Annotated in this window: 17 protein-coding genes and 1 pseudogene; 3 read left to right on the top strand and 15 right to left on the bottom strand. The window is 71.3% G+C overall.

What is annotated here, in order from left to right:
• Positions 1 to 32 precede the first annotated feature (32 nt).
• Entirely contained in the window at positions 33 to 1001 is a 969-nt protein-coding gene (gene speB / locus ACTHLI_RS13360) for an agmatinase (protein ID WP_440184551.1), read from the bottom strand.
• A gap of 93 nt (positions 1002 to 1094) precedes the next feature.
• Between speB and ACTHLI_RS13355 the strand changes: the two genes are divergently transcribed.
• Positions 1095 to 1679 carry a helix-turn-helix domain-containing protein gene (locus ACTHLI_RS13355; protein ID WP_440184548.1) on the top strand — a complete coding sequence of 195 codons (585 nt, stop codon included), beginning with the start codon at positions 1095 to 1097 and terminating at the stop codon, positions 1677 to 1679.
• Positions 1680 to 1733: 54 nt separating this feature from the next.
• Here ACTHLI_RS13355 and ACTHLI_RS13350 read toward each other — a convergent pair whose 3' ends face one another.
• Positions 1734 to 2810 carry an FUSC family protein gene (locus ACTHLI_RS13350; protein WP_440184546.1) on the bottom strand — a complete coding sequence of 359 codons (1077 nt, stop codon included), beginning with the start codon at positions 2808 to 2810 and terminating at the stop codon, positions 1734 to 1736.
• Between the two features lie 143 nt (positions 2811 to 2953).
• A complete protein-coding gene (locus ACTHLI_RS13345; protein WP_440184543.1) occupies positions 2954 to 3730 on the bottom strand; it encodes an alpha/beta fold hydrolase in 777 nt (258 codons plus the stop codon).
• 94 nt (positions 3731 to 3824) lie between these two features.
• Between ACTHLI_RS13345 and ACTHLI_RS13340 the strand changes: the two genes are divergently transcribed.
• Together ACTHLI_RS13340 and ACTHLI_RS13335 are read left to right on the top strand one after the other, a co-directional pair.
• Positions 3825 to 4661 (top strand): helix-turn-helix domain-containing protein, encoded by an 837-nt coding sequence (locus ACTHLI_RS13340; RefSeq protein ID WP_440184540.1) that lies wholly within the window; start codon positions 3825 to 3827, stop codon positions 4659 to 4661.
• Positions 4662 to 4833: 172 nt separating this feature from the next.
• A complete protein-coding gene (locus tag ACTHLI_RS13335) occupies positions 4834 to 5892 on the top strand; it encodes a polyprenyl synthetase family protein (RefSeq protein WP_440184538.1) in 1059 nt (352 codons plus the stop codon).
• 36 nt (positions 5893 to 5928) lie between these two features.
• Here the strand turns inward: ACTHLI_RS13335 and ACTHLI_RS13330 are convergent, their stop codons facing one another.
• From ACTHLI_RS13330 to ACTHLI_RS13275, 12 genes and pseudogenes are all read right to left on the bottom strand, one after another.
• On the bottom strand, positions 5929 to 6234 hold the full coding sequence (locus tag ACTHLI_RS13330; RefSeq protein WP_440184535.1) for a Dabb family protein: 306 nt from the start codon (positions 6232 to 6234) through the stop codon (positions 5929 to 5931).
• Positions 6235 to 6342: 108 nt separating this feature from the next.
• Positions 6343 to 7194: an NAD-dependent epimerase/dehydratase family protein gene (locus ACTHLI_RS13325; RefSeq protein WP_440184533.1), complete on the bottom strand. Its 852-nt coding sequence runs from the start codon at positions 7192 to 7194 to the stop codon at positions 6343 to 6345.
• An 88-nt stretch (positions 7195 to 7282) separates the two neighbouring features.
• A pseudogene (locus ACTHLI_RS13320) lies at positions 7283 to 8662 on the bottom strand (alpha-L-fucosidase); the annotation flags it as partial.
• Positions 8663 to 8674: 12 nt separating this feature from the next.
• The gene (locus ACTHLI_RS13315; RefSeq protein WP_440184531.1) at positions 8675 to 8836 is read right to left on the bottom strand and encodes a hypothetical protein; all 162 of its coding nucleotides are present in this window, start codon (positions 8834 to 8836) and stop codon (positions 8675 to 8677) included.
• Entirely contained in the window at positions 8833 to 10839 is a 2007-nt protein-coding gene (locus tag ACTHLI_RS13310; RefSeq protein WP_440184529.1) for a beta-galactosidase, read from the bottom strand. Before ACTHLI_RS13310 ends, ACTHLI_RS13315 begins: the two co-directional genes overlap by 4 nt.
• A gap of 214 nt (positions 10840 to 11053) precedes the next feature.
• Positions 11054 to 13384, bottom strand: coding sequence for an alpha-xylosidase (yicI, locus tag ACTHLI_RS13305; RefSeq protein ID WP_440184527.1), 2331 nt, complete (start codon positions 13382 to 13384; stop codon positions 11054 to 11056).
• A 115-nt stretch (positions 13385 to 13499) separates the two neighbouring features.
• Positions 13500 to 14132: a DUF624 domain-containing protein gene (locus tag ACTHLI_RS13300; RefSeq protein WP_440184524.1), complete on the bottom strand. Its 633-nt coding sequence runs from the start codon at positions 14130 to 14132 to the stop codon at positions 13500 to 13502.
• A gap of 72 nt (positions 14133 to 14204) precedes the next feature.
• A complete protein-coding gene (locus tag ACTHLI_RS13295; protein ID WP_440184520.1) occupies positions 14205 to 16001 on the bottom strand; it encodes an ABC transporter substrate-binding protein in 1797 nt (598 codons plus the stop codon).
• A gap of 43 nt (positions 16002 to 16044) precedes the next feature.
• Entirely contained in the window at positions 16045 to 16980 is a 936-nt protein-coding gene (locus tag ACTHLI_RS13290; RefSeq protein ID WP_440184517.1) for a carbohydrate ABC transporter permease, read from the bottom strand.
• A gap of 9 nt (positions 16981 to 16989) precedes the next feature.
• Positions 16990 to 18000 carry an ABC transporter permease gene (locus ACTHLI_RS13285; protein ID WP_440184514.1) on the bottom strand — a complete coding sequence of 337 codons (1011 nt, stop codon included), beginning with the start codon at positions 17998 to 18000 and terminating at the stop codon, positions 16990 to 16992.
• 299 nt (positions 18001 to 18299) lie between these two features.
• Positions 18300 to 19319, bottom strand: coding sequence for a LacI family DNA-binding transcriptional regulator (locus ACTHLI_RS13280; RefSeq protein WP_440184512.1), 1020 nt, complete (start codon positions 19317 to 19319; stop codon positions 18300 to 18302).
• 113 nt (positions 19320 to 19432) lie between these two features.
• Positions 19433 to 20317, bottom strand: coding sequence for an oxygenase MpaB family protein (locus tag ACTHLI_RS13275; protein ID WP_440184510.1), 885 nt, complete (start codon positions 20315 to 20317; stop codon positions 19433 to 19435).
• Positions 20318 to 20331 lie beyond the last annotated feature (14 nt).

Raw genomic sequence — 20331 nt, 5'->3', positions numbered from 1 at the left:
CGGGGGACGTCATCGTCTCGGTGCGCGGGCGCTCAGGAGGCGGGAACCATCGAGGTGAGCAGCTCATACGCGACGTGCGAGGCGGCGATCCCCGTGAGCTGGGCGTGGTCGTACGCCGGCGCGACCTCCACGACGTCTGCACCGACGCTCCGGTGCTGCCGCAGACCGCGCAGGAACTCGAGCAGCTCCCGGCTCGTCAGACCGCCGGCCTCGGGGGTGCCCGTCCCCGGGGCGTGCGCGGGGTCGAGCACGTCGATGTCGACCGAGACGTAGACCGGTCGATCCCCGAGCCGGTCGTGCATGCGCTGCAGAGCCACGGCCATGCCGGCGCGCTCGACCTCGTGCGACCCGATGACCGCGAACCCGAGTCGGTCGTCGTCGGCCAGGTCGTCCCGGTCGTAGAGGGGGCCGCGGATGCCGATGTGCAGGCAACCGGTCCGGTCGAGCAGTCCCTCCTCCGACGCCCGCCGGAAGGGCGTCCCATGTGTGATGGGTGCGTCGAAGTAGGTGTCCCAGGTGTCGAGATGCGCATCGAAGTGCACGACCGCGACCGGTCCGTGCCGCTTGGCCGTGCTGCGCAGGAGCGGCAACGCGATCGTGTGGTCGCCACCGAGGGTGAGGAGCCGCGCACCTCCGGCGGTGAGCTCGTCGGCGCGCTCCTCGATCTCCCGGACCGCGTCGTCGATGCTGAAGGGGTTGACCGCGATGTCCCCGGCATCGGCGACCTGCATGCGCGCGAACGGGGAGGTGTCCTGCACCGGGTTGTAGGGGCGGAGCAGGCGCGACGACTCGCGGATGTGCGCCGGACCGAACCGCGCGCCCGGCCGATAGCTGACGCCGGTGTCGAAGGGGATCCCCACGACGGCGACGTCCGCTCGCGCGACCTCCTCGATGCGAGGCAGCAGCGCGAAAGTGGCGAAGCCCGCGTACCGAGGGGTGCGGCTGGAGTCTCGTGGTCCGACCGTCACGCGTTCGACCTCCTCGTCGTCCGATGCGTTCACGGTACAAGCAGGTTGTCCGCCATGCAACGGATGATGCCTGCGGCGCGTCGCCACGCGCGCCCGGAGCGAGCGGCGCCTCCTAGAATCCGGCGCGTGCGAGCGTTGAACCCGGCCCCCGACGGCGCTCCGGTGCCACTCGGGCCGAGGCTGCGCGCCACGCGACTCGCGCAGGGGATCACGTTGGCGCAGATGGCGGAGGCCACGGGATTCAACAAAGGGTTCATCAGCCGTGTGGAGCGCGATGAGACCTCGCCGAGCGTCGCGACGCTGCTGGCCCTGTGCCAGGCGCTCTCCCTGCCGATCGGGTCACTGTTCGAGCCGCCCGAGCACGAGGTCGTCCGGTTCCGCGACGCCCCGAAGATCAACTTCGGCGGCTCGCTCGCCGACGAGCGGCTGCTCACACCTCGATCGGAGTCGCGCGTGCAGCTGCTGCGATCCACGCTCGAACCGGGCGCCTCCGGCGGCAAGGACTTCTACACGATCGCCTGCGAGGTCGAGGTCCTGCACGTCCTCGAGGGCGGGATCACCGTGCGCTTCCCGCAGCACGACGTGGAGCTGGGATCGGGGGATTCGCTCTCCCTCGCGGGACGCGAACCGCACACCTGGGTGAACGCCAGCGGCGGCCGGTCCGTCGTCCTGTGGACCATCGTGCCGGCCGCCTGGAGCGGATCGCGCTGACGCCGCCGGGACGTCGTCACGACGTCGCCCGGGCGATACGTCGACGCGAGCCGCTCAGCTCCCCGTGCCGAGCAGCTCCTCGCGGACGCGCCGGATGTCCTCGAGCAGCGACCCGATCAGGACCCAGTGCTCGGAGTTCGGCCGGATCACGGGGATCGGCGCCGTGAGCGCCGGCGCGTGCCCCTCGTCGGGCCGCGCCCCGTCGGGCTCCCCTCCCCGCGACCGGTCGCCTGCGACGGACGCCGCGCCCGTCCGCGCGCCGAGTGCGCGCACGTCGATCGCGATCCGGGCGAGCTCCGTCGCGATCCGCCCGACGACCGGGTCGGCGGCGAGCCCCGGAGCCGTGTTGTCGCGGGCCGCCCGAGTCATGCCGATCGCTCGCGTCACCAGGGTCTGCAGGTGTCCGACGACGGCCGCGTGCTGCGCGAGCACCGCCTGCTGCCGACCGCCTCGCGGGTTCATCGTGAGCGACTCCCGCCCGGCGGCGATCGCGGCGTCCGCGCGCGCCTGCCGCTGCCGGAGCGTGCGCGCCTCGACGAGCGCCTCGGTCCAGCGGTCCCGACCCCAGTCCTCCGTGAGGCCGACCGCGAGGTGCTCGAACGCGTCCGCGACCGCGTCCGCGAGCTCGACGACGGCGACGTGCGCGGGTCCGACCAGCACCGGAGGGACGATGAGCGCGTTCACGATCAGGGCGACCGCCGCCCCGATCAGGGTCTCGATGATCCGGTCCACCGAGTAGGCGGGGCTCACCGCTCCGGCCGTCAGTACGAGCATCCCGCTGATGCCCACCTGCGTGGCCGACGTCGGCGTGAGGCGCAGCGTCCACGCGAGCGTGATCGCGAGGACGATCACCAGCAGGACGACCCAGGTCCCGTTCCCGAGCAGCAGATGCAGACCGGTCGCGAGCAGCACGCCGAGGATGACGCCCGCGCTGCGCTCGAGCCCCTTCACGAACGACTGGTTGATGCTGGGCTGCACGACGAGCAGCGCCGCGATCGCCGCGAACGTCGGGAACGGGCCCCGGAGGATCGCGGCGCACAGCAGCACCGCGCTCACGACCGCGACGGCGGTCTTCACGACCTGGAGGAGCGGCGAGCGACTCGAGGTGACGAGGCGCGCGACCGGGTTCACGCTCGCCACGATAGGAGTGCCGACGCCTCCGGCCGCCCCTCGACGAGCGGGTCGTCGACTGCACGGCTCGTCACGGTGACACGCGGTCTCGCGACGATCGGGGTACGGGACACCGACGCGGCGTCCCGCACCCCGGCATGTCGTCACGCGAGCGACGCGACGAACTCCTCGACGAGCGCGGCGAGCGCCTCCGGTGCCTCGAGCGGGACGAGGTGGCCGCTGCCGCCGACGACGGTCATCCGCGTATCGGCGAGGTAGGGCAGGAGCCCCTCGCGGAGCACCTCGACCGGCTCGACGACGTCGTGCTCCGCGCCGACCACGAGCGCCGGGACGGCGATACGACCGGCGGCCTCCCGGATGTCCTCGGCGATGCCGACCAGCGGCCAGACGGTCCGGGCCTCCGGCGCCGAGGCGAGCGAGTCCTCGAGGATCTGGGTCCGGAGGTCCTCCGACAACGGGAGCGCGGTGAGGATCTCGTCGCGGGCGTGCGCGACGGTCTCCGCCGAGTCGTAGGCGTGCGACAGCCCCTCCTGGTACTCCGGCGTGATCGCGGCGGCGGGCATCGACGGGCCGGAGGCGACGAGCACCAGCCCCACGAGGCCCTCCGGGCGCGACGCGCCGACGAGCTGCGCGACCTTGCCGCCCATGGAGTGCCCGACGAGCACGTACTCCTGCAGCCCGAGGTGGTCGATCACCGCGAGCACGTCGGTCGCGAGCTGCGTCAGCCCGAACGGCCCGTCGAGCTGTCGCGAACGGCTCCAGCCTCGGAGGTCGAGCGCCACGGCCGCGCGGTCGGGCAGCCGCTCGAGCATCGGCGCCCACGTGCGCGCCGACCCGCCCCAGTAGTGCAGGAGGACGAGGGTCGGTCCCGCTCCCTTCCGACGGTCGAAGACGGGGAGCTGCTGGGTGATGGTGGACACGGGTGTTCCCTTCCGACGGTTCGGGGCTCTCCCGATCCGCTGTCGAGGCCAACGCCTGAGTGCCCGGAGCGGTTGCGACGATTCCGGACCGCCGATGGTCGAAACTGGACAGGTGCAGACGATCCGGCAGCTGAGCTACCGGCACCCGGGCGACGCTGTGCTCGCCGTGGAGACGCTGACCTTCGCCCGTCTGCGGGAGCTCGACCGAGGGACGACACAGCGTGCGGACTTCCACGTGCTCGCGTTCGTCGAGGCCGGGTCCGCCGCGGTGATGCTCGACTTCCGGGAGCAGCCGCTCGAGGCCCGCGATGCGGTGTGGATCGGCCCTGGGGTGGTGCACCGCTGGTCCGGGCTCGGCGGCGTCGAGGGCCGTCTCGTCCTCTTCCGGCCGGAGGCGCCCGTGACGAGCGCGACCCGCGCCCTCGCCGCGATGCCCGGTGTCACCGCGCACTGGCGACCGCCGACGGACGCGCGGTTCGACGCGGCGCTCGCGCACCTGGTGCTCGAATCGGCACCGGACGAGGACCCGGGCACGACGCCGGAGGTGCTCGGCTGCCTGCTGTCCGTCGTGCTCGAGCGCATGGGCGCACCGGAGCCCGGCGCGCTCACGAGCGACGGGCTGTTCGCCGCGTTCCGGCACGCGGTGGAGCGCGACCTGGACCACCGCCACGGCGTCGACCACTACGCCCGCCTGCTCGGGTACGCGCCGCGCACGCTCGCCCGGGCGGCGCTCGCCGCCACCGGGCGCACGGCGAAGGCCTACCTCGATGATCGCCTCACGCTCGAGGCGAAGCGCCTGCTCGCCCACGAGGGGCTCACGGCCTCCCAGTGCGCATCGCGCCTCGGGTTCTCCGACCCCTCCGCGTTCTCCACCTTCTTCCTCCGCACCGCGGGCGTCCGCCCGGGTGAGTGGGTCGGCGGCCAGCGCTGATCCGAGGCCGCGTCCGCACCCTCGGAGGCGCGCCTTCGCCGCCTCCGGATCCTCGGCGATCACCCCCGCGCCGCGCGATGCCCCTCGAGGGGCGCCCCCTCTTCCTGACAGTGAGCCGAGGGTCGTCATGCACTTCGGTGATGGAAGCTTCTCCGATCGGGACACTGCAGCGGTGACGATCACTTCGGCAGCACCCGCACGGACCGGTGACCTCGATGCGGTGCGGGAGGCGATCCGTCGGCACATCGCGACGGCCGCGGACTCGACACCGGCGGCCGCGGTGCTCTGGCGGGAGATCGGCCGCATCGCACTCGGCGGCAAGATGGTGCGCCCGGGGCTGCTGCAGCTCGCGCACCGGGGCCTCGGAGGGCGCCCGTCCGCCTCCGAGGCGCGCGTCGCCGCCGGCTTCGAGCTGCTTCACACCGGGTTCCTCATCCATGACGACGTCATCGATCGCGACTGGGTGCGTCGAGGCGAGCCGAACCTTGCTGCGGTCTTCCGCGCCCGCGCGCTGGAGCGCGGACGCCGGCGGGAGGTGGCCGATCGTGCGGGCGCGAGCGCCGCGATCATCGCGGGCGATCTCGCGATCGCCGCGGCGGTCGACCTGATCAGCACGGGGCCCGACAGCGGGCCGCAGCGCGAGGCGCTCGCCGACATCGCCCAGTCGGCCGTCGGCGCCACGGCCGCCGGCGAGCTGATGGACGTGGAGCTCGCGTCCGCCGGTGGCGCGGACGCCGACATCGACGTCGGCACCGTGCTCGCGATGTACGAGGCCAAGACCGGCGTCTACTCGTTCTCCGCGCCGCTGGAGGCCGGTGCCGTCCTCGCAGGCGCCGAGCCCGGTGTCCGCGACGCACTGCGTCGCGCAGGCCTCGCGATTGGGGTCGCCTACCAGATCGTCGACGACCTGCTGGGGATCTTCGGCGACCCCTCCCGAACCGGCAAGTCGGTCGTGAGCGATGCGCGGGAGGAGAAGACGACCGTGCTGGCCGCGATGCTGGCAGAGCAGACCGAGCAGGAGCGCCTCGTCTCCGAGGACGAACCCGCCACTCCCGAGGAGGCGGCTGCGCGGCTGCGCGACCTGTACGAGCGGAACGGGATCCGCGTCAGAGCGGTCGACCTCGCGCGCGCCAAGTCGCAGGAGGCGGTCCAGCACCTGCTCGCCCTGCCGGCCGCGCTGCAGGGCGACCTGTCCGCGGTGATCGACGATCTCGGGACCCGCCTGGCGTGACCGACGCGCGCGAGCGCGGCTGCCGCCCGGTGCCGCTCAGCGCGCGGGCAGGTCGAACACGACCAGCCGATCGGCGTGCTGGCGGAGGAAGGCTCCGACGACCTGGTGCTCGGGATGCGGCAGGTAGGCGCGCAGCGCGGCCTCGTCCTCGAACCGGACGACGAGCGCCCAGTCGAACCCGCCTTCCAGCCCCTCCGGGCTGACGCTGACCCCCCGCTCTACCTGCAGCACGCCCGGGATGCCGGGCAGGTGGCGATCGACGAGAGCCTCGGCGTCCGCACCGGCGGTCGCTCGGGACGCTGGGCGCCAGGTGATCAGGACGATGTGGATGATGCCGTTCACCGGCACCATCCTGCTGCTCCATCGCCCGTCGTGATCACGGCCGATCGTGCGCGAGGGTGAGCATCCCGCCCTCTTCGGTCTCGAGGCGAGCCGGAGAGGACCCGTCGCTCAGCGCGCGAGCTCCTCCAGCAGCGTCGGTCGGGTCGGGGCCCAACCGCCGATGCTCCTGGCCTTCGCGCCCGACGCCTGCTGGTCGAGGAGCAGCGCCTCCGCGAACCCGTCGCCGAGGCTCGCCTTCGCCGCCTCCGGATCCCCGGCGACCACGCCCGCTCCCCCGGCGAGCGCTGCCGACATCTCCCCCACGGTCGGGTTGACGCCGCTCACCCCGAGCACCCCACCATGGGCGGACCCGTCGGACACGACCGCGACGTAGAGCGCGGCGAGGTCGTCGACGTGGACGGTGGTCCAGTGCTGCCGCCCGCTGCCGAGCGTCGTGAGTGCTCCCCCGTCGCCCCGCGGCTGCCCCGCGAGCACCTGCGGGATGCCGGCACCGCCGTCGCCGTAGACGATGCCGGGGTGCAGCACCGTGAGGACGAGGTCCGCCGCCTCGAGCGAGGCGATCACCCCGAGCCGCCAGGCCGTGATCGCGGGTGCGCTGTAGAGGTGCTCCTCCGTGAGGTCGTCGCCGGAGCCGTAGACCCAGACGCCGCCGGTGTGGACGTACGGCTTGCCCGTGCCGCCGAGCGCCTGCACGGCGGCGTCCGCGACGCGCCGGTCGAAGCCCTCCGCGTCGTCCCCCGCCGCCGCCAGGTGGATGACGGCGTCACCCTGCGCGAACGCCTCGGCGATGGCCGAGACGTCACCGAAGTCGATCAGCGCGCCGGTCGCGCCCGCGGCCTCGACCGTGCGGCGGGCCTCCTCGCTGCGCACGAGTGCGGTCACGCGGTCGCCTCTGGCGACCAGCTGCGGGAGGACGGCGGATCCGATGAGCCCGGTGGCTCCGGTGAGGACGACATGCATGCCGTCAGGCTCCCATCCGCTTCCTGCGCCGGAGCGGGGTGGCAGGGCAGGGCGCCCGGTCCGGGACGCCTCCTGCGGACGTCCCGGCTCAGACCCACATGCCGTAGAGGAAGTCGGTGCGCTCGGCAGGAGGGTCCGCCGCGAGCTCCACCCGCACGACCGGGCCGCCGTCGAGCCCGCGCAGCCCGCTCGGGATCGTCACCTCGAGGTGGTCGTCGGTCAGCCGCCATTCGACGGGGTCCGTCCACCCGAGCACCCGGACATCGGTGATCGGGCGCCCGAGCAGACCGGCTCCTGGCGCGAAGCTGCGCACCCGCAACCGCCCGTCGGACGGCGCGGCCAGCGCGATCGCGTACACGTAGTAATGGCCCACCGCGGTCCTCGTCGTGAAGCGCAGATCGGCAGCGGTGCAGCCGGAGCGACCCTCGGTGAACGCACCGGACGCCGCTCTCGTGGGCCCTTCGCCGAAGGTGACCCACGGCGCCGTGCCGTAGACGGCCTCGCCGTTGCGCGCCAGCCAGTCGCCGACGCGCTCGAGCACGCGAATCTCGTCCTCGGCGATCGTGCCATCCGCCCGCGGGCCGACGTTGAGAAGCAGGTTGCCGTTCTTGGACACGACGTCCGCGAGCTCGGCGAGCACCTCGCCGGCCTCCTTGTACTCCTGCCCCTCGACCCAGCTCCACGAGGTCCGCGCCACGGAGGTGTCGACCTGCCAGACCTCGGGCTGGATCCCGCCGAGCGTGCCGCGCTCGATGTCGGGCACCGCGGCGCCGGGTGCGAAGGCGCTCCACTTGGCGTTGATGACGACCTCGCGGCCCCACTGCGCGGCGCGGTTGTAGTAGTACGCGGCGGCGCGCCGGAGGTAGGGCTCGAACGAGGGCTCCTCGATCCCGGTGTCGAAGTAGAGGATCTGCGGGCGGTAGCGGTCGATGATCTCGACGGTGCGCAGCAGCCAGTCCTCGAGGAAGCGCTCCGTCGGGCTGATCTCCGTCCGCGACGCCGGCCCGTACAGGTCGGCCCACGCAGGATCGCGCACGTCCGACTCGAACATGGTCCCGCCGTTCATGAAGAACCAGTGCTCCGCGCGGTGGGTCGACGCGCCGCGGACCATCCACTGCGCGTCGACGGCGGCGAGCAGATCGCCGAAGACATCGCGCTGCGGTCCGATCAGCGGCGCCTTCCAGCGTGACCGCGCGGTGTCGTACAGCGTGTAGCCGTCGTGGTGTTCCGCGACGGGGACGACGAACTGCGCCCCCGCTCTGCGGAACAGCGCCGCCCAGGCCGAGGGATCGAAGCGCTCCATCCGGAAGTGCGGGATCAGGTCCTTGTACCCGAACCGGTCCTGCGGACCGTAGGTCGCCCGGTGGTGCTCGAACGCCCTGCTGCCCTGGCGGTACATCGTCCGCGGGTACCACTCGTTGTCGAAGGCGGGGACGGCGTACGCGCCCCAGTGCAGCAAGATCCCGAAGCGCGCCTCGCGTTACCAGCGCGGTACGCGGTGGGATGCCAGCGACTCCCAGGTCGCGTCGAAGGGGCCTGCTGCGACGACGGCGGCGACGGCGGCGAGCGCCGCCCGGTCGTCCGAGACGTCGACGGGCTCGGGCAGCGAGGACGGGTCGAGGGGCTCGAGGGGTGCGGTCATCGCACTGACCCCCCTTCGCGCACGACGATGACGACGCCTGGAGCGAGCGAGACGGTGCCGTCGAGCGCCGCGCCGTCCGGGACCGAGACCCCGTGCAGCTCGACCTCCCGCTCCGCCTCGGTGTGGTTGATGGCCACCAGGTAGCGGGCATCGCCCGCAGCGCGCCGGATCACCTCGACGCCGTCTCCCGCTCCCGGGACCTCAGGAGGGAGGCCGGCTTCGTCGAGGACACCGCGGAGGAGGGTGTCGAGGTCGACTCCGTCGAGCTCCGTCGCCAGGTAGTAGGCGGACCCGGCACCGAGCCGCCGCCGGGTGACGGCCGGCGATCCACGGAGCGCGCCCTCGGCGAACGCGGCGACGGGTTCGGCGTCGGCGAGGCGGACCTCCTCCGACCAGACGGCGCCGGACATGCCGTTGTCGAGCGCGATGCGCTCCTCGGCGCCGAGCGGGTGCAGCTCGGTCACGCGGATGCCCAGCAGCGACGCGAGCCGGCCGCTGTACCCGCCGAGCACGACGTGGAGGTCGCGGTCGAACGAGCCCGAGAAGTACCAGACCACCACCGTCCCGCCCCGCCGCACCCACTCCTCGACGCGTGCGGCCTCGTCCTCCGAGACCGGCAGCTGGCTGGGCAGGAGCAGCACCCGGTAGCGGTCGAGATCGTGGTCGAGTCGCACGAAGTCGGCGACCCGGCCGGCTCTCCACACCGCGCGGTGCGCCGCGTGCACAGGGCGGAGGAAGTCGATCCGCTCGCTCGGGAGGGCGCGCGTCTCCGCCGCCCACCAGGCATCGGCATCCCAGGTGATCGCGATCGACGAGCGCACGACGGGACCCTCGACCGGTGGCTCGGCGAGCTCGCCCAGCGCCGCGAGCCGCTTCCCGACCTCGACGACCTCACGGAACGCCGGGGTGTCGGCACCGGCGTGCGGCACCATCCCGGAGTGGAAGAACTCGGCGCCGGCGACCGGTGCGCGCCACTGGAACGTGAGCGCGCCGACCGAGCCGTGCGCGACGTGCTGGAGGCTCGTCCGGAGGTAGTCGCCGGGGCGCCGGGCCCGCATGCGACCGCCCGCGGGCATCCACGTGGACGCCTGCTCCATCAGCAACCAGGGCGCTCCGCCGCCGAGCGACCGGGCGAGGTCGCCGCCGAACGCGGCCTGCGCCGCTCCATCCTCACCGTCCTCGTCGACGTAGTGGTCGATGGCGACGATGTCGCACGCCGCGCCGACGGCCCACGGGTCGTCGTGGAGCCAGGTCGGGAGGATCAGGTTCGTCGTGACGGGGAGCCCGCGCGAGCCGGCGCGCACCACGGCCGCCTGCTCCTCGAAGCATTCGAGCAGCAGCTCGGCGGTGCAGCGCTTGAAGTCGAGCAGCTGGGTCGGGTTGGGCAGGTACTGGGTGGCGCGCGGCGGGAGGATCTCCTCCCAGTCGCCGTAGCCCTGCGACCAGAAGGCCGTCAGCCACGCGGCGTTCAGGGACTCGAGCGTGCCGTAGCGCCGGCGCAACCAGGCCCGGAACGCCACGGCGACGTGCTCGCCGAATCCCACCGTCCCGTACTCGTTGTGCACGTGCCAGCCGATGAGCGCCGGGTGGTCGCCGAAGCGGTCCAAGAGCACCTGCGCGATCCGCGCGGCCGCGCGGCGGTACGCCGGCGCCGCCGGGTCGTACGTGTCGCGGCTGCCGTGGACGAGACGCACCCCTTCCGCGGTGACCGGGAGGGCGTCGGGGTGCGCGCGACTGAACCAGGGAGGCGGTGACGCGGTGGGCGTGGCGAGGATCGCCCCGACCCCCGCGGCGTGGAGCAGGTCGAGGACGTCGCCGAGCCAGTCGAGCGTGTAGCGGCCCTCCGCGGGCTCGAGCGAGGACCAGGAGAACACGCCCAGCACGACCGTGTTGACCTCGGCCTCCACCATGAGCGCGACGTCCTCGGCCCAGACCGACCGGTCCCACTGCTCCGGGTTGTAGTCGCCGCCGAAGCGGAGCGCCCCGCTTCCCAGCCCGGTCATCGGATGCTCCTCGGTGAGTCGGCCTCGATCGGGCAAAGTGCGAGCTCGAGCGCCGTGATCGCCGGAGCCGCGCACGCCCCCTCGCGGACGCGCTGCACCTGCCGCGCGCGACCGTCGGGGAAGCGGTGCAGCGTGCGGGCTCGCCAGAGCCCCGGTCGCACCTCGGCGACGTGGACCACCCCGTGCGCACCGACGGGGATCCGAGGACGTGCCATCACCGCACTCCCACCAGATCCGCCCGGCCTGCCTCCGGCGCGATCGCCCCGCCTCCTACGGCTCTCGCCGACCAGTCCGCAGGTCCATCGGCGGTGACGACCACACCGTCCGCGCGGCGCCTGACGTCGAACCGCACCTCACCGTCGACGGTGAGGGCGCGCACGTGCCGGTCCCCGCCGCCCGGGTAGACCTCGACGACGAGCTGCTCGCTGTCCGCGGCCGCTCCCTCGGGGAGGCGCAGGAGTACCGCCCCGTCGCGCACGTAGACCGGGAGGCTGTCGAAGCCGTGGCGCTCGCGACGCCAGCCGCCGCCCGTCACCCGCTCCCCGGTCAGGAGGGACGTCCAGCCGCCCTCGGGCAGGTAGAAGTCCACGTCGCCGTCCGCGGTGAACACGGGCGCGACGAGGATGTCGGGTCCGAGCAGGTACTGGCGGTCGAGGTGGGCGACGGCCGGGTCGTCCGGGTAGGCCAGCGCCATGGGCCGCATGATCGGCGTGCCGCGTTCGTTCGCCCGGCGGCCGGCCGCCCGCAGGTAGGGCAGCAGCGACTGCTTCAGCGTCGCGAAGCGCCTCGTGACGGACACCGCGCTCTGCGGGTCGGCCTCGTCGCGCCCTTCGATCGCGTCGAACTCCCACGGGATGCGGTAGCCCGTGGAGCCGTGGAAGCGGCTGTGGCTGGACAGCATGCCGAACGCCGTCCAGCGCTTGAAGACCCCGGGGTCCGGCGAGCCCTCGAAGCCGCCGATGTCGTGACTCCAGTAGGCGAAGCCCGACATCGCCAGGGAGAGACCGCCGCGGAGGGTCTCGGCCATCGACGCATAGGTCGACGTCGAGTCGCCGCCCCAGTGCACGGGCAGCGCCTGGCCGCCGACCGTCGCCGATCGGGCGAACACGACTGCCTCGCCGTTGCCGCGCTCCTCCTGGAGCACGCTGAACACGGCCTCGTTGTAGAGCTGCGTGTAGCGGTTGTGCATGGCCAGCGGCGACGACCCGTCGGCCCAGACGACGTCGACCGGGATGCGCTCGCCGAAGTCGGTCTTGAACGCATCGACGCCCTGCCGGACGAGTCGGCGGAGGTGTTCCTGGAACCACGCCGTCGCAGCGGCACTCGTGAAGTCGACGAGCGACATGCCGGCCTGCCACAGGTCCCACTGCCAGATCGAGCCGTCGGGCCGGCGCACGAGATGCCCCAGCCGCGCCGCCTCGTCCCACAGCGGCGACGCCTCGGCGATGTAGGGGTTGATCCACACGCAGACCTGCAACCCGCGGTCGTGCAGACGCTCGAGCATGCCGACGGGGTCCGGGAAGACCTCGGGATCCCACTCGAAGTCGACCCAGCGGAACTCCCGCATCCAGAAGCAGTCGAAGTGGAAGACCGACAGCGGCAGATCCCGCTCGCGCATCCCGTCGACGAACCGGTTGACGGTCGCCTCGTCGTAATCGGTCGTGAAGCTCGTGGAGAGCCAGGTGCCGTACGACCACGCGGGCACCTCCGCCGGGCGCCCGGTCAGGGCGGTGTACCGGTCGAGCACCTCCTCGGGATCGGGACCGTCGATGATCAGGAACTCGACCTGCGACCCCGGCACCGACCACTGCGTCCGCTGCACCGCTTCCGAGCCGATCTCGTAGGACACGTGGCCCGCGTCGTTGACGAGGACGCCGTACCCGCGGCTCGAGAGGTGGAACGGGACGTTCTTGTACGCCTGCTCGGACGAGGTGCCGCCGTCGGCGTTCCAGATCTCGACCGTCTGCCCGTTCTTCGCGAACGGGCCGAAGCGCTCCCCCAGGCCGTAGATCGACTCCCCGACCGCGAGGTCGAGCTGCACGACCGTGTGCACCTCCGACTGCAGGGACACGACCTGCTCGCCCGCCGTGCCGGTGACCCCGATGCCGACCCGGGAGTCCGGCGCGAGGGTGGCCCGCGCGACCGACTTGTGCCCGAGCGCCGTCAGGTCACGGCCGTCGCGGCGGAAGGCGATGCGGAAGGGCGCGCCGTGCTCGACCCTCGCCTCCAGGTCACCCGACACCAGCACGGTGGCACCGTCCTCGCTCCGCACCGTGCCGACCGAGGGCAGCTCGGGAAGCGGGAACCGCCGGTCCTCGAGGTCCCCGCGGCGATGGCTGATGCGGACCCGGATGATCCCATCCGCCGGGCTGTCGAGCACGAGGGTCACGACCGGCCGGTTGAGCGTGTCCCCGCGGTGCCGGACGACCGCGCTGGGGGCGAGCACGTGGATGCTCCCGTCGACGACGTCGACCCTCCTGACCTCGGCCGCGTGCAGCAGCTCGACCCCGGGGCGCGTCTGCCAGAAACCGTCGGTGAATCGCATGGACATCCTCTCGGCCACGTCGGACGGGCCTGTGCTGTGAAAACGTTGTCATTCTGTCAAGCGGGACCGGTCCACCGTCGGACCCCGGGGTCCGGGCGCGGCGCCGATCAGCGCATCAGTGCCGGGCGAAGGCGCCGTGGAGCAGGAAGCCGAGCAGGTACGCCCCGACCGAGAACCCGATCGAGAGCAGCACGATCACGAACGGCGGGAACACGACGGCGAGCGACACGGCGGTGACCGGTACGAGGACGATCACCGTGGTCCGCCACGGCTCGGCCGCGGGCAGGAGCAGCGCGTTCCTGATCGTCCGCCCGGTCGTCTGATCGAATCGGCCGACCATCGCCGCGCCCCACACGAAGGCGGCGAACAGGTAGGCCGTTCCGATCGCCGCGAGCACGGGCACCACGATCGCGAACGGACCGCCCTGGAACGCCCAGAACAACCCGGCGAACGCGAGCACCCCGGCGGGGAGCAGCAGGGCGAGCAGCAGCAGCGTGCCCGACCGCAGGCACCCACGCAGCTCGCGCAGGTACTCGCCGACGAGCCCCCCACCCTCGTCCTCGGAGTACCGGAGGGTTACGGAGAACAGGGCGCTGGTCGCCGCGCCGATCGTGACGATCGGGACGCACGCGAGCAGATGGACGACGTTCAGCACCACGAAGGCCCCGAACGCGCCGAGCCCCCTGAGCATCCGCCCGCTCGCGTCCTGCTCCACCGTCAGCGCACCGCCTCCCCCTGCTGCCTGCACCGTACGCGGTCCCCCGAGCCCGCGTCGCCGGACGGGCTCGAGCCGGCCCGGTTCCCGTCCGGCGACCACGGATCAGCCGAACTTCTTGACGATGGCGACGCGCGCGTCGTTCTGGGCCTTCGCGTGCTCCATGTCCACCGCGAGCACCTTCTCGTACCCGAGGCCCTTCGCCGTCGACTGCATGTCCTTCAACTGCGACTCGAAGTCGGCGTCGCTCGTCGCCATGGCCATGCGCCACGACGCCTGGACGATGACGGACTTGATCTGGTTGCGCAGCGTCTGGATCTCGGCGGTGTCCTGCGGCGCGACGTAGCCGGAGCCCGCGCCGACCGAGAGCTGACCGTGCGACTGCAGGTAGTCGATCGTGGTCTTCGCGCCGCCCATCCGGCCCGACCAGTCCTGGGTCAGCGCGTTGGAGGTCTCCTTCAGGTAGCTCGGCCATTCGGTCACGAGGAACGGCTGCCCGGTGGCGGGGTCCTCGTCGACGGCCGTGACGAGGGTGACGTTGAGCGCGGACACGCCCTTCGCGTACGTACCGGTGCCCCAGCCCGAGGGCACCTGCTGGGTGGAGCCGCCGAGCATCGCGTTCTTGCCGAACGCGGTGAGCTCCGGGTCGCCCTTCTTCGGGAGCTCCCACGTGAGCCCCTTCGGGCCCGGCGCCGAGCCGGTCTGGCTGCCGTTCGCGTAGACGCCCTCGGCGGAGTAGAGCCAGTCGATGAACGCCGCCATGCGCTGCGGGTCCTGCGCCTTGACGCCGATGCCGATCGAGTTGGAGCTGCTGCCGAGCGGCTGCGCGCCGTACGAGAAGATCTTCGCGTCCTTGAGGTCGAGCATCTCGAACCCGCGACCCGCGTTCATGTTGGCGTCGGTGTTGTAGGCCGGCTTGCAGACCCACGGCCAGAAGCAGTACAGGACCTGACCGTTCTGGAACTTCGCGTTCTGCGTCGAGAAGTTCTGGGTGGGCGAGTCCGGATCCATGAGGCCCAGCTGCGAGCCCTTGTGGAAGAAGCGCAGCGCTCGGACGTAGTGCGACCCCGAGTCGATGAGGCTCTCGTAGGAGGAGCCGTCCGCGGCCGCGAGCACGAAGCCCATCTCGTCGAACCCGTAGTAGCAGGCCGGCTGCTTCGCGGCCGTCATCATGTTGCCGTCCCAGTCCTTGAACAGGGAGAACGCGTAGGTCGGCTTGCCGTTCGGCGCCTTCGGTGCCGCCTTCTGCATCTCCTGGAACACCGGCAGCAGGTCCTCGAGGGTGTTCACCTGCGGGTACCCGACCTTGCCGTAGAGGTCCCAGCGGACGTACGGCCCGAAGGTCGGGTCGGCTCCCTCCGACGGCTGCGAGGGCTTGCGGCTCGACACCGAGCTCGGGAAGGCGACCTTGCCCTTCATGCCCTGGTTGGTGAAGGCCACCGCCGCGTCGTACTTCTTCGCGCTCGACATGTTCTTGTAGAAGGACGAGGCGTCGTAGAGCAGGCCGCCCTTCGCCGCCTGGGTCAGGTGCTGCGCCGACCCGAGCACGACGAGGTCGCCGAGGTCGCCGGCCGCGGACCGGGTGTTGAACAGGGTCTCGCCACCGCCCGCGACGTTGGGCGCGATGACGTTCAGCTTGATGTTGAACTTCTTCTGCACCAGGGCGGCGAACCACCCCGTCTGCAACCCCTGGTAGTTGGCGAGGTCGTCGAACACGGTGACCGTGATCGGCTTGCTCCATTTCGTCGGGAACGCGCCGGTGGGCCCTGCGTTCTGCTGCGAGGTGCCGGAGATCAGCGAGCACCCGGACAACGACATGACACCGAGCGAGACGCCGGCCCCCATGGCTCCGATGAGGAACTGGCGGCGCTTGATCATGCTGCTTCCGTCGGACTGCTTCATTGCTTTCCTTTCACTGTGCACGGTGCGATTGCATTCCGCTCGATCAGCCCTTGACGGCGCCGAGCATGATTCCTTTGACGAAGAACCGCTGACAAAGGGGGTAGACGAAGATGATGGGCAGGACAACCACGACCGCCACGGTCACCTGGATGGATGTCGCGGTCTGCCCGGCCGCCGCCGAGGCGACGGCGCTGAGGCTGCCGCCGTTCGTGTTCTGCGCGGCTTGCGCCAGGCTGTTCGCCTGATTGATGAACGAATAGAGCAGGTACTGGAGCGTGTAGAGGCTCTGATCGGTGACGTAGATCAGCGTGTCCTGGAACATGTTCCATTGCGCGACCGCGGAGAAGATCGCGACCGTGGCGAGGATCGGCAGCATGTTCGGCAGATAGATCCGGCGGAACACCTGGAGGATGTTCGCCCCGTCGATCTCGGCCGCCTCCTGCATCGACTGCGGCATCGATTCGACGAACGTCTTGACCAGGATGATGTTGAACGGCTGCACCAGGTACGGGATGACGTAGACCCAGAAGTTGTTCGTCAGCCCGATCGCCTTGATGATCAGGAACACCGGGATCAGGCCGGCGCTGAAGTACATCGTGATCAGGGTGAACCGGTACCAGAACACCCGGCCCCACATGCGCTGCTGCGTGAACATGAAGCCGAGAAACGCGGACACGAGCACCGTGCCGAGTGTGCCGAGCACGGTGCGAGCGATGCTGACCGCAGCCGCGAGACCGAGCCCTGGCAGCTGGAAGACCTGCGGATAGTTCGACAGGTGGAACCCGAGCGGCACGAAGCGCACGTCCCCGAGGGCCGACAGGTTGTTGCTGCTGATCGAATTGATGATCAGGTAGTAGAAGGGATAGGCGCAGATCAGTGCGAAGAGCCCGAAGACCGTGTAGACGACCACCGAGAAGAGGCGATCCTGCGGGGTCTTCACGATGGGGCGCGCCGTCGGGCGCAGCGGAATTCCTGCCATGACGGATCCCTAGATGATCGAAGCGCCGCGGACGCGCTTGGCGATGACGTTGACGACGACGAGGAGGATGAGCGAGATCACGCTCTTCAACATGCCGATCGCGGTGGCGAGCGACAGGTTGTTGCCGGTGAGGCCGACGTTGTACACGTACAGGTCGAGGACCTGGATGTACTTCTCGTTGAACGCGTTCTGGAAGACGTAGTACTGCTCGATGCCGTTGTTCAGCAGGTTGGCGACCGACAGCATCAGCAGCACGACGTAGGTCGGCATGAGCTGCGGCACGGTGATGTGCCGCATGATCTGGAATCGTCCGGCGCCGTCGACCCTCGCCGATTCGTAGAGCGCCGGATCGATGCCCGTGATCGCCGCCAGGTAGATGATCGCGCCCCAGCCGAGCGTCTTCCACAGGCTCCAGAGCAGCATCGTCAGCCAGACGTGCGAGCTCGAGTCGAGGAAGTGGATGGGCGCCGTGATGAGCCCCGCGTCCTGGAGCACGCCGTTCACGAGACCCGAGCTCGAGAACATCGAGAACGCGATCATGAAGACGAGCACCCAGGAGATGAAGTTCGGCAGGGTGGTCAGCGTCTGAACCAGGTTGCGGAACCACGGCGCGCGGACCTCGTTGAGGAAGATCGCGAAGATCACCGGCAGCACCGACGTCGCGATCCCGAGGAAGCTCATCGCGAGCGTGTTGAGCAGCACCTGGCCGATCTGCGCGATCTGGGTCGGTGAGCCGACCATCAGCTGGAACCACTGCAGCCCGACGAAGGGGCTGCCGGCCAGACCGAGCGCGGGCTGGTAGTCGTACAGCGAGAACAGCCACCCGTACAGCGGCAGGTACGAGAAGACGAACACCAGCACCATGAAGGGGACGATGCAGAGGAACATCCGCACCGACTTCTTCGACTTCCGTCGCCCCCGGACAGATCCGCCTCGCGCACGGGGAACCTGTCCGCGTTGAGCCGGTTCGGTCGCGACCGTCTCGACGACGGTCTCGGTCAGCACCTGCTGCGTGCTCATGCGGCGTGGCCGATGCGGCTCGACCGGTCTCCGGGTCGCGATGTCGTGCGCCTCATACCCACCTCCTCGTAGGAACGACCCGATCGCAGCACGATCCCGAGAAGTGGGAGATCAGGCTCGCCGAGAAGCGATGGCAACGTTAATGGCAACGCTAACATTTGTCGACAAGCGGTCCGCGACACGCCGGAGTCGCGCCTTCGCCTCCTGGGTCACGAGCCGCGGCAACGCGGGAGCCCCCGCTCCTCGCCTGCCGGACGCGGCGATCAGGATGGCCAGGAGCCGCGCGGTGGCGCGTGCGATCAGCGCGCCAGTGCCGCCGTGCTCGACCGCTCGATGAGCATCGGCGGGATCAGGTGGTGCGCGGGCTCCGCCCCCGCGATCTCGTCGAGGAGCACCCGGGTCGCCTGCTCGCCGAGCGCCTGGAAGTCCTGCCTGACCGTGGTCAGCGACGGCACCAGGTACTGGGCCCCGGCGATGTCGTCGAACCCGACGATCGAGACGTCCGCGGGCACGCGCACGTCGAGCTCTGCGAAGGCCGCCAGGGCGCCCATCGCCATCTGGTCGTTGCCGGCGAAGATCGCCGTGGGACGCTCGCCGGAGGCCCACAGCTGCTTGACGGCCAGGTAGCCGCTGGCCGCGGTGAAATCGCCGTCCATGAGCACCGGCACGGCGCGGTCGGAGGTCGCCATCTCCGTCCGCCAGCCGTCGATCCGGGCATGGGCGTCGTAGACACCCGGCCGACCCGCGATGTGCGCGACGTGCGTGTGCCCGAGATCCAGCAGGTGTCGGGTGGCGAGGCGGGCACCGAGCACCTGATCCAGCTCGATCGATGCCAGACGAGGGTTCGCGACACCGCCGTACGTGACGATCGACACGGGGACCGGGGGCGCGAAGTCGTCGAGGAACTCCTCGACCGCCGGACGATCGGCGATGATCACGATGCCCTCGACCTGCTGCTCGGTCAGCCGCCCGATCGCCTCCGCGAGCCGATCCGGTTCGGGACCCTGCGAGCTCGCCATCGAGATCCAGTACCCGTCGTTCCGGGCGACCCGCTCGACCCCGAGCAGCGTCCTCGGCAGCTCGAACAGCTCCCAGCCCGCGATGATCAGGCCGAGGGTCGTCGAACGCCCCATCCGCAGGTTCCGCGCGGCGTCGTTCCGCCGGTAGCCGAGCTCGGCGACCGCCGCCTCGACACGCCTCCGGGTCTCCGGCCGCACGGTGTCCGGGTCGTTCAGCACCCGCGAGACGGTGATGTGGGCCACACCGGCCGCCTTCGCCACGTCCACCATGCTCGGCGGGCGCTTGATGACGTCGCTCATCCTGCTCCTCGTCCACGAGCCCGGCAGCTCAGTGCCATTCTGGCCCCTCGGGAATCCGCGAGCGGCACATCGCGGGGCCGAGCCGCACAGGTGCTGCTCTCAGCGCCAGTGCCTCACGTCGCCGCCTCGTTCCGCTGCCGTCCCTGCCGGGCGGTCGGCGCCTCGCCGAGCAGATGAGCGCTCGCCCGAACGACGGCGCGCGTCGCGGCGTCCGACAGGGGGCCGGGGCGCCGCAGCCCGAGCATCCGACGCGCACGGTCCGGCAGGGTCGCGACCGAGCCCGCGAAGATCGCGGGATAGGCCGGCCGGAGGAGCGTCGGCAGCGGCGGACGTCGGATCACCTCGACCGCTTCGCGCACCCGCGCGTCGACGCGCAGGACGCCCGACTCCCAGAACGCGTCGAGCCGCTGCTCGAGCTCCCGGACGTTCCGGGGCGGAGCCTCCACGCCCATCAGCTCGCCGGCGAGCGCCCACTGCGCGACGTAGGCGTCCGCGCCGCCGGGGATCGGTCTCTCGCCGTACCGCAGGTGGGCGCGGAGGAACGAGTCCATGAACGCGATGTGGACCCAGGCTGCGAGGTCGGCGTCATCCGCGGCGTACGCGACCCGATCGCCGTTCCTGTCCACGTACGTGCCGCGGACCCGCTCGTGCAGGCGTTGCACCGCCTGGGACGCCGCTCGGGCCTGGTCGGCCCTCCCGTAGGTGACCGTCGTGATCCATCGGATCGTCCCCTGCAGACGTCCGAGCGGATCCTCCCGGTAGCGGGACCAGTCGTGGACCCCCGCCATCGGCCCGGGATGCAACGCCTGCATGAGGAGCGCCCGCGGTCCCGCGACCAGCGTCGTCGCATCGCGGTGCACCTCCCAGGCCGCGCTGCCGACCGGGAACAGGCCCGGTCCGCTCCCCCGGCCCAGCTCCCGGACCCACTCCGGCTCCCCGGTCGGATCGCCGGAGAGGACGTCGAAGAGCTGCGCGCGGAACGGACCGGTGACACCCACGCGATGAGCGTCCC

The organism is Amnibacterium sp. (genome assembly GCF_051956055.1).
In the GTDB taxonomy this organism is placed as follows: Bacteria; Actinomycetota; Actinomycetes; order Actinomycetales; family Microbacteriaceae; genus Amnibacterium.
The sequence above is the reverse complement of the archived record's forward strand: the minus strand, read 5'-3'. Positions and strand labels throughout refer to the sequence as shown.